This is a genomic window from Shewanella glacialipiscicola (assembly GCF_023283485.1).
In the GTDB taxonomy this organism is placed as follows: domain Bacteria; phylum Pseudomonadota; class Gammaproteobacteria; order Enterobacterales; family Shewanellaceae; genus Shewanella; species Shewanella glacialipiscicola.
This window is the reverse complement of the sequence record NZ_JAKILU010000014.1, coordinates 93,081-107,935: the sequence shown is the minus strand read 5'-3', so window position 1 is coordinate 107,935 and position 14,855 is coordinate 93,081. Positions and strand designations below refer to the sequence as shown.

14 protein-coding genes and 3 tRNA genes are annotated in these 14,855 nt (G+C 42.9%); 10 read left to right on the top strand and 7 right to left on the bottom strand.

Features of this window, described 5'->3' with window-relative positions:
* Positions 1-712: 712 nt before the first annotated feature.
* The gene (locus L2717_RS12100; protein WP_220774191.1) at positions 713-1,177 is read left to right on the top strand and encodes a DUF4124 domain-containing protein; all 465 of its coding nucleotides are present in this window, start codon (positions 713-715) and stop codon (positions 1,175-1,177) included.
* A 227-nt stretch (positions 1,178-1,404) separates the two neighbouring features.
* Here the strand turns inward: L2717_RS12100 and clpB are convergent, their stop codons facing one another.
* From clpB to rluD, 3 genes are all read right to left on the bottom strand, one after another.
* Complete coding sequence (gene clpB / locus L2717_RS12095; protein WP_076500855.1) at positions 1,405-3,978, bottom strand: ATP-dependent chaperone ClpB; 2,574 nt, start codon at positions 3,976-3,978, stop codon at positions 1,405-1,407.
* Positions 3,979-4,176: 198 nt separating this feature from the next.
* Positions 4,177-4,944 (bottom strand): peptidoglycan editing factor PgeF, encoded by a 768-nt coding sequence (pgeF, locus tag L2717_RS12090; RefSeq protein WP_220774189.1) that lies wholly within the window; start codon positions 4,942-4,944, stop codon positions 4,177-4,179.
* On the bottom strand, positions 4,945-5,919 hold the full coding sequence (rluD, locus tag L2717_RS12085; RefSeq protein ID WP_220774188.1) for a 23S rRNA pseudouridine(1911/1915/1917) synthase RluD: 975 nt from the start codon (positions 5,917-5,919) through the stop codon (positions 4,945-4,947).
* Between the two features lie 122 nt (positions 5,920-6,041).
* Between rluD and L2717_RS12080 the strand changes: the two genes are divergently transcribed.
* The 5 genes from L2717_RS12080 to hmpA all read left to right on the top strand — a co-directional run bounded on the left by L2717_RS12080 (position 6,042) and on the right by hmpA (position 8,921).
* Complete coding sequence (locus tag L2717_RS12080; protein WP_220774187.1) at positions 6,042-6,803, top strand: outer membrane protein assembly factor BamD; 762 nt, start codon at positions 6,042-6,044, stop codon at positions 6,801-6,803.
* Positions 6,804-7,031: 228 nt separating this feature from the next.
* Positions 7,032-7,107: transfer RNA gene (locus L2717_RS12075), tRNA-Phe, on the top strand.
* Between the two features lie 54 nt (positions 7,108-7,161).
* Positions 7,162-7,248: transfer RNA gene (locus tag L2717_RS12070), tRNA-Leu, on the top strand.
* A gap of 82 nt (positions 7,249-7,330) precedes the next feature.
* Positions 7,331-7,417: transfer RNA gene (locus L2717_RS12065), tRNA-Leu, on the top strand.
* Between the two features lie 310 nt (positions 7,418-7,727).
* Positions 7,728-8,921 carry an NO-inducible flavohemoprotein gene (hmpA, locus tag L2717_RS12060; RefSeq protein ID WP_220774186.1) on the top strand — a complete coding sequence of 398 codons (1,194 nt, stop codon included), beginning with the start codon at positions 7,728-7,730 and terminating at the stop codon, positions 8,919-8,921.
* A gap of 90 nt (positions 8,922-9,011) precedes the next feature.
* Here hmpA and L2717_RS12055 read toward each other — a convergent pair whose 3' ends face one another.
* A complete protein-coding gene (locus tag L2717_RS12055; protein WP_220774185.1) occupies positions 9,012-9,719 on the bottom strand; it encodes a pseudouridine synthase in 708 nt (235 codons plus the stop codon).
* Positions 9,720-9,879: 160 nt separating this feature from the next.
* On the opposite strand from L2717_RS12055, the gene L2717_RS12050 reads away from it, so the two are divergent.
* The gene (locus L2717_RS12050) at positions 9,880-10,797 is read left to right on the top strand and encodes a TPR end-of-group domain-containing protein (RefSeq protein ID WP_220774184.1); all 918 of its coding nucleotides are present in this window, start codon (positions 9,880-9,882) and stop codon (positions 10,795-10,797) included.
* Between the two features lie 125 nt (positions 10,798-10,922).
* On the opposite strand, the gene L2717_RS12045 is transcribed toward L2717_RS12050, so the two are convergent.
* Positions 10,923-11,549: a helix-turn-helix transcriptional regulator gene (locus L2717_RS12045; protein WP_220774183.1), complete on the bottom strand. Its 627-nt coding sequence runs from the start codon at positions 11,547-11,549 to the stop codon at positions 10,923-10,925.
* A gap of 147 nt (positions 11,550-11,696) precedes the next feature.
* On the opposite strand from L2717_RS12045, the gene L2717_RS12040 reads away from it, so the two are divergent.
* Together L2717_RS12040 and L2717_RS12035 are read left to right on the top strand one after the other, a co-directional pair.
* Positions 11,697-12,311, top strand: coding sequence for an NADPH-dependent FMN reductase (locus tag L2717_RS12040; protein WP_220774182.1), 615 nt, complete (start codon positions 11,697-11,699; stop codon positions 12,309-12,311).
* Between the two features lie 56 nt (positions 12,312-12,367).
* On the top strand, positions 12,368-12,784 hold the full coding sequence (locus L2717_RS12035; protein ID WP_220774181.1) for a VOC family protein: 417 nt from the start codon (positions 12,368-12,370) through the stop codon (positions 12,782-12,784).
* Positions 12,785-12,846: 62 nt separating this feature from the next.
* Here the strand turns inward: L2717_RS12035 and L2717_RS12030 are convergent, their stop codons facing one another.
* Positions 12,847-13,185, bottom strand: coding sequence for a TehB family protein (locus tag L2717_RS12030; RefSeq protein WP_076500876.1), 339 nt, complete (start codon positions 13,183-13,185; stop codon positions 12,847-12,849).
* A 211-nt stretch (positions 13,186-13,396) separates the two neighbouring features.
* Between L2717_RS12030 and L2717_RS12025 the strand changes: the two genes are divergently transcribed.
* Complete coding sequence (locus L2717_RS12025) at positions 13,397-13,867, top strand: YcxB family protein (protein WP_220774180.1); 471 nt, start codon at positions 13,397-13,399, stop codon at positions 13,865-13,867.
* A gap of 73 nt (positions 13,868-13,940) precedes the next feature.
* On the opposite strand, the gene L2717_RS12020 is transcribed toward L2717_RS12025, so the two are convergent.
* On the bottom strand, positions 13,941-14,504 hold the full coding sequence (locus L2717_RS12020) for an acetate uptake transporter (RefSeq protein ID WP_248938059.1): 564 nt from the start codon (positions 14,502-14,504) through the stop codon (positions 13,941-13,943).
* Positions 14,505-14,855: the final 351 nt, after the last annotated feature.

The following is a 14,855-nucleotide window of genomic DNA, read 5'->3' as shown; positions in this document are numbered from 1 at the left end:
AGTGTCCACACAGATTTCTTGTTTTATATTGTTAAAGAGCAACTCAATCTCATCAGAGAACGTGAGTACCACGCTGAGCATCAAATGCTTCTAGGTGGCTAGGGCTGCGTATTCTACGCATTTCCCATTGTGCGTCAAGGATTATTTACATAAACCTTCAACCCTCATCAATCAGTAAACTCATTAATGAACTTTCACATCAGGCGGCTTAACGCTGTCTGCCGTGTCAGTGGATGCGCATTATAGGGAGATTGAGAAAGTGCGCAAGGGCTTTTTAAACAATTAAAATCAAACGCATGAATAACCATCAAACTGCAGAAATATGCTGCAAAATTGGCTGATTATCCCTATTGAGCAGAGACATTTGACTAAGAAAATCACCAACTATCGTGGTCTTAATGGATTGAACTCCTATAAACAGAGGTGAATAGGTATTTTATCTATAATAAGTAAACGCTCTCAAATATAGAAAGGATAGTAGTGATGGCATAAGAGGAAGGCGATAACCGCATCACTGCCAAATTCACTATGCCATTGCATTCTTAGCATGATGAGATACTCAGTCATTGCTCTATAAACAGATATTGCTATTTTTACTGTTTGATTGGATGAATTTTGCATACACTGATTTGTGTTAAGCCATGGGCGTGGCTCTAGCCTTCAAGAAAGCATATTTTATTGTATCGATAAGCTGCCATTAGGAATAATTTCAATGTTACCAGTGAACAAGTTCAGCACAATATTGTGCCAATGGCTCTGGCTAGGCCTTTTTACTAGTCCTGTTTTGGCAGACGTTATTTATACTTGGGTTGATGATAATGGGGTGACGCATTACAGTCAGCAGGCCCCACAACAAGAGAGTATTAAAGCTGAGAAGTTATACAGTAAAGATTTGTCGCAAGCTAAAGTAGGTTTTATTGCACCGCTAAAGAAACAAGAAGTGCAACAAACCAGTGAAGTAGAAAAGTCAGCAGCTTTGATTAAACAAAAAGATGCCAAACAGGCTCAATCGATTTGTGAGAGTGCAACACATAATTTAGAAGTACTGACGACGCATACTAATCTTATCCGCCAAACTTCAGATTCGAGCAAGCCTGTCGCGATGACTGAAGAAGACCGCCAGACATCGATTGCTCAGCAACAAGAAAGAATCAAACTCTTCTGTAATAAGAAGTGATAAAAATAGCAGCCGATAATATCAACAATAAAAAGTGCTTGAGTACATAAAAAAGGGCTGAGTTAGAAACTCAGCCCTTTTAGGTTTTAGTGCTTTGATGTAGGTTAGGTACCGATTAAATTAGCTCTGTACTGATTAATTTCAAGCTCAGATTCTAGAACGCTTATTTTAAAATAACCGGTGCACCTACCTCAAGCATTCACCTCACATTCAAACAATACACATTGTTATTGCTCAAATACTAACTCGCCACCCGCACAGCTGACTTTGATTGGTTTGCCTGGTAATAAATCGCCACGCAACAATCTTTGCGCCAGTGGGTTTTCGACTTCTTGCTGCAATGCCCGTTTCAAGGGTCTTGCACCATACACAGGATCGAAACCAATTTCTGCAATCAACGATAATGCGTCGTCGGTGATCTCCAATGTATAGTCCTTCTCTGCCAAACGTTGACGTAAAGAAGCAATCTGTATCGAAGCAATACGTTTAATATTGGCAGCATCCAATGGATGGAATACCACAGACTCATCAATACGGTTTAAAAACTCGGGCCTGAAGCTGTGGGTGACCACATTCATTACCGCTGCTTTCATCTCTGCATAGGTTACTTGACCAAATCCTTCTTGGATAATGTCGGAGCCTAAGTTCGAGGTCATGATGATCACTGTATTTCTAAAGTCTACAGTACGACCTTGACCATCGGTTAAACGTCCATCGTCAAGCACTTGCAGTAAGATGTTAAACACATCAGGATGCGCTTTCTCAACTTCGTCGAGCAATATCACCGAATATGGTTTACGACGAACGGCTTCTGTTAAGTAACCGCCCTCTTCATAGCCCACGTATCCAGGAGGCGCACCCACTAAGCGTGACACTGAGTGTTTCTCCATAAACTCAGACATATCAATACGTACTAAAGCCGATTCGGTATCGAATAAGAACCGCGCCAATGATTTACACAGCTCAGTTTTACCCACACCCGTTGGGCCTAAGAACAGGAACGAACCAATCGGACGATTTGGATCCGCCAATCCAGCGCGACTACGACGGATCGCGTTAGAAACCGCATCAACGGCTTCATTTTGGCCAATAACCCGCTCATGCAACGCCACTTCCATTTGCAGTAATTTTTCGCGCTCGCCCTCAAGCATTTTCGATACGGGAATGCCCGTCGCTTTAGACAAGACTTCGGCGATTTCAAATTCTGTGACCTTATTACGTAATAAAGTCATATCTTGCATTTCAGCTTGGGACGCTAAATCAAGCTGCTTTTCAAGCTCAGGAATGCGACCGTACTGCAGCTCAGACATCCGCGTTAAATCACCCGCACGACGTGCGACTTCTAAGTCCATTCGAGCTTGCTCGAGATCAGCTTTAATGTGCTGAGTTCCCGCTAATGCGGCTTTTTCAGTATGCCAAATTTCGTTCAGATCAGAGGCTTTGGCTTCAACTTCACGCAATTCTTCTTGTAAGGTTTCAAGCCTACGACGACTCGCCTCATCACTTTCTTTCGCTAACGCTTGCTCTTCCAACTTAAGCTGAATAGCACGACGCTCTAATCTATCAAGCGACTCGGGTTTAGAGTCCATCTGCATACGGATACTCGATGCAGCTTCGTCAATTAAATCAATTGCCTTATCGGGCAACTTACGGTCCGACACATAACGGTGCGACATAGTCGCTGCCGCCACAATCGCCGGATCGGTAATTTCAACATGGTGATGCAGCTCGTAACGCTCTTTCAGTCCACGCAAGATAGCGATAGTGTCTTCAACGCTTGGCTCATCCACCAGTACTTTTTGGAAACGACGTTCAAGCGCCGCATCTTTTTCAATATATTGACGATACTCATCGAGCGTCGTTGCGCCGACACAGTGAAGATCGCCACGCGCTAATGCAGGTTTGAGCATATTACCCGCATCCATTGCGCCCTCGCCTTTACCCGCACCGACCATAGTATGTAACTCATCGATGAAGAGAATGACTTGGCCTTCTTCTTGCGCGAGTTCATTAAGTACCGCTTTTAAACGCTCTTCAAACTCACCGCGATATTTAGCGCCCGCAATCAATGAACCCATATCGAGTGATAACACTCGCTTATTTTTGATACCCTCTGGCACTTCGCCATTAACGATACGCTGGGCAAGCCCTTCAACAATCGCTGTTTTACCCACACCAGGCTCACCAATGAGCACAGGGTTGTTTTTGCTACGACGTTGTAATACTTGGATCGTGCGACGAATCTCTTCATCACGACCAATTACTGGATCCAATTTACCCTGCTCTGCTCGCTCGGTCAGATCGATGGTAAATTTTTTCAACGCTTGGCGTTGATCTTCCGCATTAGGATCGTCTACTTTTTGGCCGCCACGCATCTGTTCAATAGTTTGTTCTAGTAATTCTTTAGTCGCACCGGATTTTTTCAGCGCTTGCGCAAGGGCGTCGGTACCTTCTAAGGCCGCCAGCACAAATAACTCACTAGAGATATATTTATCTTTACGCTTTTGCGCCAACTTATCACACAGGTTTAATAACCGTATCAACCCTTGGGATAATTGCACATCGCCGCCAGTACCTTCGACTTGCGGTAAACGCTCGAGCTCTTGGCTCAAAAGCGATCGCAGCGCACTCACGCGAATGCCCGCTTGGGTTAATAACGGATGGATTGAACCTGAATCTTGGTTCAACAATGCCATCATCAAATGCAGTGGTTCAATAAACTGATGATCACGCCCAAGTGCAAGAGACTGGGCATCTGAGATGGCAAGCTGAAATTTATTGGTCATACGATCGAGTCGCATACAGCCTCCTAAAACTCACATAGTAGAGATATACCAATCCACAAGATATCTTGCCAATTAAGTAGCTTTAGATAAGTACTGCTAATGGAAAATTCTAAATAGGATTGGTGTTACATTTCGTTAGTTAAAAGATGGGGGCTATTTAGCCAATTTCAAGCTGATAACATATAAATAGAGATAAATTTTAGGGGAATGAGCTTAAGACTTAAGCCAGATCAACGAAGCCATGCGTCCAGTCACCTTATCGCGACGATAAGAAAAATAATTAGTGTCGGTGATGGTGCAGATATCTGCACTATAAATATGGCTTACCCCGAGTAAACTCAAGCGTAATTTAGCTAAACTTACAATATTGGCAAGATACTTATCACCATTAGGGATAAAACAGGCTGCCGCTTGCGGATGCAAAGCACAGAATGCTTGCTTTACTTCGGCGCCAACTTCAAATTTTTGTGGCCCAATAGCTGGACCTAAATACGCAATTAGCTCATTCATTGGTGAACTAAACTGCGCTGCTGTGGCTTCAATAACACCATCGCACAAACCACGCCAACCAGCATGGGCCGCAGCCACTTCGGTTCCTGCTTGATTACACAGTAACACGGGTAAGCAATCGGCAGTCATTATCGCGCAAACTCGCCGTACGGTTCGACTATAACTGGCATCAGCAATCAGCTTATCCGCACTCGCATTAGCCAAGCTCTGGTTTGCTAATCTAGGGCTAACTAACGTCAGCGTATCTAAATTAAGCACATGAGTGCCATGGACTTGCTCAAGCCAAACAGGATCGGCAGCTAATGTTAATTGCTTAGAAAGTAATTCACGATTAGCCATCACCCGTTCAATCGCATCGCCAACATGTAGCCCAAGATTGAGACTATCAAAGGGATGCGTGCTCACACCGCCATGACGATTTGTCATGGCGATGCCGACATTAGCAGGAACTGGCCAATCGTGATGCAACACTTACAAATACTCGATCGGATGCTCGACCGTGTCTTGACGCAGTGCTTTAGTCAGGATCACCATGTCTTCAGGAATTGGCGCTTGCCAGCTCATGATTTCACAACTCACTGGGTGTGCTAATTCAAGACGCACCGCATGCAATGCTTGGCGTTTAAAGTTTTTCAGAATATCGAAAAACTCTGGGCTAGCATATTTAGGCGGTTTTGGGCGGCCACCATAGGTAGGATCGCCAACCAACACGTGCCCAATGTATTCCATGTGAACACGAATTTGATGAGTGCGTCCCGACTCTAAACGCAGTCTTAATCGCGTATGGTTGCGGAATTTTTCTGCAACACGATAATGCGTCACCGCAGGTTTACCTGAGTGATGCACTGCCATATGAGTACGTTTAGTTGGATGACGACCAATTGGCTCATCCACAGTACCGCCGCCCGTCATAGTCCCCATCACTATCGCTTCGTATTCACGAACGATTTCACGGGCCTGCAACGCCGCAACTAAATGCGTTTGTGCTTCAACAGTTTTAGCTACCACCATTAAACCTGTGGTGTCTTTATCAAGACGGTGCACAATACCTGCTCGCGGTACATGCTCAATATCAGGACAATGGTGCAGCAGTGCATTCATCAAGGTGCCATCAGCATTGCCTGCACCTGGGTGAACCACAAGGCCAGCTTGCTTATTAATCACCATAATATCGTCATCTTCATAGATGATATCAAGGTCAATAGCCTGCGCCGCGGCATGCACTTCTTCTTCGAGCGTGGCATCAATGACTATCTGCTGCAGCTCATAAACTTTCTCACGGGGCTTATTAACGACGACGCCGTCAACATAAACTGCATCAGATAGGATCCATTCCTTGATGCGCGTGCGCGAGTAATCTGGGAACAACTCTGCTAGGGCCAGATCTAATCTCAGTCCAGTTTGTGTTGCCGAAATCTCGCTTTTTAGATTAATCTCTTGTGTCATAGGAACCGTATCCCCATTTAGGGGTCAAAAAATGTGTGCTATCTGTTACAATCGGATGTTTTCTATTTTATAGTGAAATGGAAAAATTCTTAACTACAACTTAAAAAGAATTGAATTCAAGTATGTATAAATTTTCCAAAGGCGTTACCTTAGTCCTATTTTCACTAGCGTTATCAGCCTGTAGCAGCAGCCCTGATGATAACGATATTGCCGCCAAAACGTCACCTGATGTACTTTACGCTCAGGCAAGAACCTCTATGGAACTTGGCAATTACTCTAAAGCTGTCCGTTCTTTGGAGGCGTTAGACTCGCGCTTCCCCTTCGGACCTCACAAAACTCAAGTCCAGTTAGACCTGATTTATGCTTACTACAAAATGGACGATGTTGCCTCGGGGATTGCGAACATAGACAGATTTATCCGTCTTAATCCCACTCACCCTGATGTCGACTACGTGTTCTATATGCGCGGTTTGGTGAACATGCAAGCAGACAACTACTTGTTCCACGATATGCTTAGTATTGACCGAACCGATCGTGATCCTAAAAATGCTCAAGATGCTTTCAAAGATTTTGATCGTCTTATCAAAACCTATCCTAACAGCAAATATGCCGCAGATGCGCAAAAACGCATGTTAGCGTTAAAGAATCGCTTAGCAAGATATTCAATTCAAGTTGCCGAGTATTACCTCAAGATGAATGCTTGGAGCGCCGCAGCGATTCGAGCACAATCAGTTATGGAAACTTACCCTGGCACCCCTTCAAATGAACGGGCATTAGAAATAATGATAGAAGCTTATGGCGAATTAGGTCAGAGCAAGCTGAAGCAAAACGTGCTCATGGTAATGCAAGCTAACTATCCAAACAATGAAATCTTATCAAACTAATGTAGAAAGCCCCTGTAATAGGGGCTTTTTTTTGCTTTGGATTGCAAATAAGTCATTATTTAGGTTTGCTAAGTGCTCAGTCTATATTGAAGTTTGACGATTTTGACATCGACAATAGCCACACAAATGATACTTTCGAGTGAATCTTACTCAACCAAGTCGTTTTTTAGGTTATTTCGTAAAAATCTATTGACTCAAAACCCGAAAAGCCTTTAAATTGCGCCCGTCGCCCGAATAGCTCAGTCGGTAGAGCAGAGGATTGAAAATCCTCGTGTCCCTGGTTCGATTCCGGGTTCGGGCACCATCTTTAAATTGGTTGCTACAGCGGCTAATGTTAGAGAACTGCAATAGGTACAGTGCAGGTGTGGTGGAATTGGTAGACACGCCAGCTTCAGGTGCTGGTGCTCGCAAGGGCGTGGAGGTTCAAGTCCTCTCACCTGTACCAAATTGCAGTTCAACGAAACAAACCATTACGATTTGTTATTCGATATTAAGATTATTCATTCGATGAAATTTCGGATATCCATGCAGATGTGGTGGAATTGGTAGACACGCCAGCTTCAGGTGCTGGTGCTCGCAAGGGCGTGGAGGTTCAAGTCCTCTCATCTGTACCAACACTTAAACCTCGCCAAGCGAGGTTTTTTTGTGCCTGCTTTTTACGTCTACAATAAATTAAGTCCCCTGTTGCTTCCCCTTTAAATTTATTAAACCTATCTTTAACTGACTTCGTATTAGCCACTTTACATATTGAAATCAAAGTAACAATACAATCCAGCTGATGTACTAAATCTCCAAGTCAAACACTACTAATATGCCTACACACTTGTTGCCATAACATAGAAAACGACAATAACCATTGATCCAAATCAAATAGATCTTTAAACTTATTAAACATTCATATTATTTGTGCGTTAAGGATTTTTTATGTTGGATAGCCGTACCATCCAAGTTATTAAAAGCACCATTCCCCTATTAGAATCAGCAGGACCTGCGCTTACTACGCACTTTTATGAACGTATGTTCAAACATAATCCTGAATTAAAAGATGTTTTTAACTTAGCGCACCAGCATTCTGGTGGTCAACCTGTCGCCCTTTTTAATGCTGTCGCGGCCTATGCAAAAAATATTGAAAACCTAGCTGTTCTGGCATCAACCGTCGAGCGTATTGCCCAAAAACATACAGGTTTTTTAATTAAGCCTGATCAATATGCCATTGTCGGTAGCCATTTATTAGCCACTCTTAAAGAGTTAGGTGGTGATGCGGTTACAGAAGAAGTGTTAGAAGCCTGGGGACAAGCCTATGGGTTTTTAGCTAACATTTTTATTCAGCGAGAGGCGCAAATTTACCAAGCACAAGCAGAACAAGAAGGTGGGTGGGCAGGTGAACGTCGCTTTATCATTAGCGCGAAAAATACCGAATCAGCAGTCATCACCTCCTTCATATTGACTCCTGAAGATGGCAAGCCAGTTAAAGATTTTATTCCTGGCCAATATTTAAGTGTAAAGCTAAAACATCCTAACTTAGCCAATGAAGAAATTCGTCAGTATTCGCTGTCCGATGCCCCTAATGGCAGCCATTATCGCATCAGTGTAAAACGTGAAATCGGTGGCCAAGTGTCTAATCTGCTTCACGATGTATTACAAGCCGGTGACAAGGTTATGGTTATGCCTCCTGCTGGAGACTTCATGCTGAAGGTGACACCTGAAATGCCAGTGGTATTAATTTCTGCTGGTGTAGGCCAAACTCCAATGAAAAGTATGTTAAATCAGCTACTCAAGCAGCAACATCCAAGCGATATCACTTGGTTGCATGCCTGTGAGCAAGGTCCTGTACACGGTTTTAAAGAGGCAATTAATGCCAAGCGCCAGCAGCATACTAATCTAACGAGCCATGTCTGGTATCGTGAGCCGAATTCAACCGATGTGCTAGGTGAAGACTATGATTTCAAAGGACAAATGGAATTAAGCAAAGTAGCCGAGCAACTGGTTCCTAATGCACGTTATTATTTCTGTGGCCCAATTGGATTCATGTCTGCTGTCAAACAGCAATTACTCGCGCTCGGTGTAGCAATTGAAAACATGCACTATGAAGTATTTGGCCCACACGCCGATCTGTAAGACATGCTAAGGGCTTGAGGGAATTAACTCTCAAGCCCGCTTTTATGCTTAGCATGGCCATATGTGTCTCATACGTTGAACTATCGGTTTTCAGCGGATACAAGCCACTTCTGAAGCAGTCAATGCACGGCTCTCACCCGGAGCGAGTGTGTTATCCAACACAATGTCGCCTATCGATAATCGATGTAGTCCAACGACAGGATTGCGAAATCGTCCAAACATCCGCTTGATTTGATGGTACTTACCTTCACTTAAAGTCACCTCGGCCACATTGTTAGCAAGGATCACCAACTTAGCGGGTTGAGTGGTAATATCTTCAAAGCCAAAATACATGCCAGCGGCAAATACGGCTATATATTCTTCAGTTAATGGATTCGCTAAGGTGACGCGATACACTTTATCGACCTTATGCGTCGGTGACATTAGTGCATTAGACCAGCGGCTGTCATTGGTCAGCAATAATAAACCCGAAGAATTTAAATCTAGTCTACCCGCGATATGCAACTCATAACGGGCTTCGCAATCGAGCAAATCAATCACTGTTTTGTGTTGAGCATCTTTAGTGGCGCTCACGACACCAATCGGCTTATGCAACATCCAATAAACCGGCGTGTTGGCTTGCAGTATTTGATCGCCAAGTTGAATATGTGAAAACTCATCCACTTGCATATCCATGTCTTTGACGATTAATCCGTCGACACTGACGTTACCTAATAGCATTAGTTCACGTACCGCTTTACGGTGCGTTTGTAAATGAGTACAAAGATAACGATCGAGCCGGCCGCGCTTAGATTGCATAACACCACAAATGACGAAATATGAATAGGATGGCTATTCTATCAGGATGAACGTTGTGCTCATAGCGAGCCATTACCGCTCTGTATAACGAAGGTTTTCGGGACGAAATTGGATCCCTATCGCTAAAATTTGTTAAGATAGGGACTTAATTCATCTTATTATGAGTGGTTGCCGCATCAAAAACTTATCTGCAAATCCCGTTATACAATGTTCGAATCTGCTACTTTTAGCCTTATTTTTAGTGACGCTTGCAAGCTCTTTTTTCGCTCAAGCGAATGATACAACTAGTCCGTCCGCGGTCTCAACACCTTCCGCCATACATGATAAACCACTGATCGAGCGTTACGTCCTCGATGAGCTTAAGTTACTTAGGCACGATCAGCAGGATCTCGAGCGACGCCTCACGATTGATATTACCGACCGTGAAATGGCAGTTGCTAATGCGTCGATGAATTACGCCAATGTCACTGTAACTTACTTCTTCTACATTATTGCGGGGGTCGCCTCTTTAGTTGCTTTTATCGGCTGGCAATCCCTGCGGGAAATCAAGACACATACCGCCAAATTGGCTGCTAATCAGCTACAAAGTATTGCTGAGCAATATGAAAATAAATTCAAAGCATTAGAGCAAGAACTTCAACGTAAGAGTCGCACGATCACAGACAATAATCGCGAGATTGAGATTATTAATGAAATCCATAATCTCTGGCTACGCGCCCAAAGCGCACAAACCCCAGAACAAAAGATTGAAGTCTATGATGAAATTCTCACGATCCGCCCAGGGGATTTAGAGGCGCTGACCTACAAGGCTGATGCGGCCATGGAAATGCGCGAGTTTAACTGGGCACAAAGCCTATGTAATCGCGTATTAGAAGTTGACCCCACTAACGCCCACGCGTTTTACCAAAGAGCCTGCGCTTTTGCCTGTTTAGGGGTAGAAGAAAGAGCAATTTCTGATTTAGAGCGCGCTATCGATAACAGCGCTTCGTTTAAGGAGCTGGCTTTAGATGAGGCTGATTTTTCACAACTTAAAGGGCATCAACGTTTCGATACGCTATTGGCTTATCACGAACCTTAGAGACAAGAATATTGGTAGCGGTTCTATAGTCATTTGGTCCACTGTCTGAACCATTTTTTGACTCAGTTATCAACTCTGTGATGTTTTATCCGATAGATAAAGCATCACAGAGGTGCAGCCTAAAGTCACTTCAAAGTGATAACTTCAATCTTATATGCACAGCGGCGCGCGCCTTCAATAATATGTTCTTCACGGCTCACCACGGCAATATCATTGAATAACTGCTGGAAAAGTTGTAATTCTGAACGGCAAAAATTTAAACATTTGGTGGCTGCAGCGCAGATAGGACAATGATTTTCTAGTAGAAAATATATGCCCCCTATTTGCTCCATCGTCGCCATATAGCCTTCGTTTGAACGCAACTGCACAAGTATAGCCAAACGAGTAGGAATATCTGTCGCCCCTACCATCGCGGCACGATATTGGATTAACGCACTTTGCTCCCGATGGTCAATTAACTTGTTTAACCCTTGATCGCCAAAAATCATTCTCACCGAATCAATTAGCTGTACCGTCAATTCTTCATGGCGATCAGCAAAGTGAACTCGGCTTTGCTCAGTCAAAGTCCAATACCGCGTTGGCCGACCACGCCCCTCAACTCTATCTTCAATATCCACATCGCCAGTGTCTTCTAAGGCTTGAAGATGTTGACGCACCCCCATAGTTGTTAACGCCAATTCTTCCGCTAAGGTTTTAGCCGTTAACGGGCCATGCACCTTGAGTAATTGAATAATTTTATCAGTGGTTTTCATCTGTTATCTCCAATTTAAGCCAGCGCATTATCGCCGAATCACCATCGCTTTAATAGATTAAATAAACTTTTTTATTTACTTTATCCTTTACAATATTAAGTAAAGTGATTACCTTACAATTAATTTATAAACAAATAGGTTTACTTAATGAAGTTACTCATTATCAGCAGCAGTCAAAGACTTGATTCACAGAGTGCAAAAGTTGGGCGCTATATTGCCGACAGCAGCTTTTTATCACCCCATACGATGGGATACGACGCTATATATCACTTAGAATTATGCCGTTTTGAACTGCCCTTTTGGGATGGTGAAGAACACAGTAAAGGTAAGCACTGGCCAGAAATAAAACAAAAAATCGATGAAGCTGATGCATTAGTGCTAATCACCCCAGAATGGGGCGGTATGGCATCACCGCTTCTGAAAAACTTTTTATTGATGTGCACTCGCGTAGAAACTGCCCATAAACCAGCACTATTAATCTCAGTATCCACTGGAATTGGCGGTACTTACCCCATCGTTGAAGTAAAGATGAATGCGCTCAAAAACAATAAATTAGTGCCTATTCCCGACCACTTAATTATTCGCAATGTTAGCAATGTGCTAAATACAATACCCGAGGATGCTCGCGATATCGCACTCAGGGAAAGAGTGCAATACAGCTTACATATGCTGCATCAATATGCCCAAGCACTGGTGCCTATTCGTGAGCGACACGCAAATCAAGCGTACCCAAAACAGCAGGAATACTGTTACGGTATGTGAGCGGCTTGAGATTTTAACCACCAGTAACAGACTAAAATCATTACAAGGAACGCATTATGATTCATTTAGAACATATCAACTTAGTGGTAGACGACATCCCCGCAGCACTGCGCTTTTATCAAGCGGCTTTTCCCCACTGGCGGGTTCGCGGTGGTGATAAAGGCTCTTGGTACGGCAAGCCCCGCAATTGGATCCATTTTGGCGATGATTATCAATATATTGCTTTTAGTGATAATGGTGAGAGAGAAAATCGAGATTTAACTGGCCACCAAATAGGCCTCGCACACTTTGCCTTTGTGACTGACAATTTAGATGCTGTGATAGACAGATTAACCCAAGCAGGATTCCCCATTGCCAAAGATGGTATGGAGGATCCCTATCGACGCAATATTTACTTCTTCGACGCACATGGCTTTGAAGTCGAGTTTGTCGAGTATCTGAGTGACATGCCTACCGAGCGAAACCGATATTAAAGCCGCATCGTTATGTCGGTATTGTTATTAAATACCGACATAAACTGAATGAGTAGCATAAGCTACTCATTTCGCTCAGATTGCTGCTGCGCGACAATCTCTGAATCTTTTTGGGCATAAAAGTGGATCCTAAACTCGGTATCATCGGTCATCAGCTCCACTTTATGCCAATACTCAGGGTGAGAAATAGCCGTTTCTCCGGCATTAATAACGATTTGTTTGTCTAACTCGCCTCTCCTGTCGGTAAAGCCGTAAAACGTCAGTTGGCCGGCCAACACTTGGATTTGCCCATACACGCCAGCCTTGGTGTTGTGCATATGAAGCAACATTTTAGGGACACTATCATGGGAGAAAATGGGCGTTGATTTATAATTAACAAAATCTTTAGGAATTAAGGCCATAATGCGACTACGCTCCTTGAATAAATGGTTGAGAACCTAATAAATCTGATGACACACTCACTATAACGGTTACCGCATTGCAGTCCAACCCAATTGCCTAATTGCAAAGGTATTAAGTGGTAAAATCCCCCTCTTTCTCAAGCCTCTAGTTACTTTGTCGTTGGTAATCGCTACACTAGCGCCTTAAGCTTGACCTCAATTAGATGACATTATGCCAACGCCTTATTCCTATTCGACCACCTATATTTTAGATAAAGCTCATTTTGAAGAATGTTATAGTCAATCAGTCATCCCCGATCCCACGCTTAAACCCTTCTACAAAGCCATTGGATTATTTCTAATAGGTATTGCGCTTATTTTCAGTGGCATTAGTCTGTATTTAGCTTACTTTTTTGTTGGATTAGGTGTTATCGAAGCGCTTAATGTGAAGTTTCACAAGGCTTGGTGGTTAATGCGGCAGATGATGAGTAAAGCCGCTAGTAATGAGGTGAGGCTTACAATTGATGAGTTAGGTATTCACACTCAATCGATGTCGGTGACTAGCCAAATTTTATGGACCGATATTTACCGGATTAAAGAAACCGAAAAAGGCTTTTTAATCAACCACAAAGCGGGCACGAGTTATGTTTCATTACGTAGTTTAGATGAGGCTACAGTGGCCTATATTAAAACGAAAATCTAATATCACTAAAAAATATACATAAAAAAGGCTGATCTGCATCAGCCTTTTTTACAGCTACACATGCGCTTAAGGGTTACTGCTTTAATTCACCAATCGGTAAAATCGTGCGGCCATACTCATTATTAAGTACCTGCGCCATCGCAAAATAAATCGCACTCGCACCGCAAATAATGCCTTCAAAGCCCGCAATAGTGCCGATTAAGGCATTACCGGTAAAATCACGTGCTGCGAGCAAGAAAAATAAGAGAGTCAACGAAGCAAAAACAAACTGTTTAGCTCTTGAGTAACGCAAAGACCCCACAAACATAAATGCAGTGAATATGCCCCATAACGTTAAATACCAACCCATAAAATACGTTGGACTCGCCGCAATACCCGCATTAGGCATCAGAATTAACCCCACTAGCGTTAACCAAAACAAACCGTATGAGGTAAATGCCGTTGTGCCAAACGTGTCGCCGCGCATAAAACACATAATGCCTACAATAATTTGACCAATACCACCGTAGAAAATACCCATGGCTAAGATCATCGAATCAATAGGGAAATAACCCGCGTTATGGATATTTAATAAAATCGTTGTCATACCAAAGCCCATCAAACCTAATGGTGCAGGATTAGCCAATTTTGCAGACACTGTATTCCCCTATAAGATAAATAATTCGATAAGAATCAATAGCATTTACTATTTTTTCTATTCTCGCCTCTGCGAGAGCGGCGCATTCTAGAGAATAATAATGCTTTTAGCAAAAAACCACTGAAAGCAAATGATTTACACAAAAAATAAATTATAAACAATGACTTATATATTTAAAAATATAAAAATAAAAATTTATATAAATAGTCTAAAAATAAATCCTTTTCAATTCAAAACGCTAAAGAAAAAACTGCCTGAATACTGCTTTACGTCTCACTTTAACTCCATAATTGTAACCAGCGCATAATTCAGCTAAAACGGCTCGATAATCATCAACAGAAACAAGGATAA

Excerpts from the sequence above, each read along its gene's own strand:
- L2717_RS12080 (WP_220774187.1), top strand. The coding sequence starts at position 6,042 with ATGTATAAATTTTCCAAAGGCGTTACCTTAGTCCTATTTTCACTAGCG.
- L2717_RS12025 (WP_220774180.1), top strand. The coding sequence starts at position 13,397 with ATGCCAACGCCTTATTCCTATTCGACCACCTATATTTTAGATAAAGCT.
- L2717_RS12045 (WP_220774183.1), bottom strand. The coding sequence starts at position 11,549 with ATGAAAACCACTGATAAAATTATTCAATTACTCAAGGTGCATGGCCCG.
- L2717_RS12035 (WP_220774181.1), top strand. The coding sequence starts at position 12,368 with ATGATTCATTTAGAACATATCAACTTAGTGGTAGACGACATCCCCGCA.
- rluD (WP_220774188.1), bottom strand. The coding sequence starts at position 5,919 with ATGACACAAGAGATTAATCTAAAAAGCGAGATTTCGGCAACACAAACT.
- L2717_RS12100 (WP_220774191.1), top strand. The coding sequence starts at position 713 with ATGTTACCAGTGAACAAGTTCAGCACAATATTGTGCCAATGGCTCTGG.
- L2717_RS12030 (WP_076500876.1), bottom strand. The coding sequence starts at position 13,185 with ATGGCCTTAATTCCTAAAGATTTTGTTAATTATAAATCAACGCCCATT.
- L2717_RS12050 (WP_220774184.1), top strand. The coding sequence starts at position 9,880 with ATGAGTGGTTGCCGCATCAAAAACTTATCTGCAAATCCCGTTATACAA.
- L2717_RS12040 (WP_220774182.1), top strand. The coding sequence starts at position 11,697 with ATGAAGTTACTCATTATCAGCAGCAGTCAAAGACTTGATTCACAGAGT.
- clpB (WP_076500855.1), bottom strand. The coding sequence starts at position 3,978 with ATGCGACTCGATCGTATGACCAATAAATTTCAGCTTGCCATCTCAGAT.
- L2717_RS12055 (WP_220774185.1), bottom strand. The coding sequence starts at position 9,719 with ATGCAATCTAAGCGCGGCCGGCTCGATCGTTATCTTTGTACTCATTTA.
- hmpA (WP_220774186.1), top strand. The coding sequence starts at position 7,728 with ATGTTGGATAGCCGTACCATCCAAGTTATTAAAAGCACCATTCCCCTA.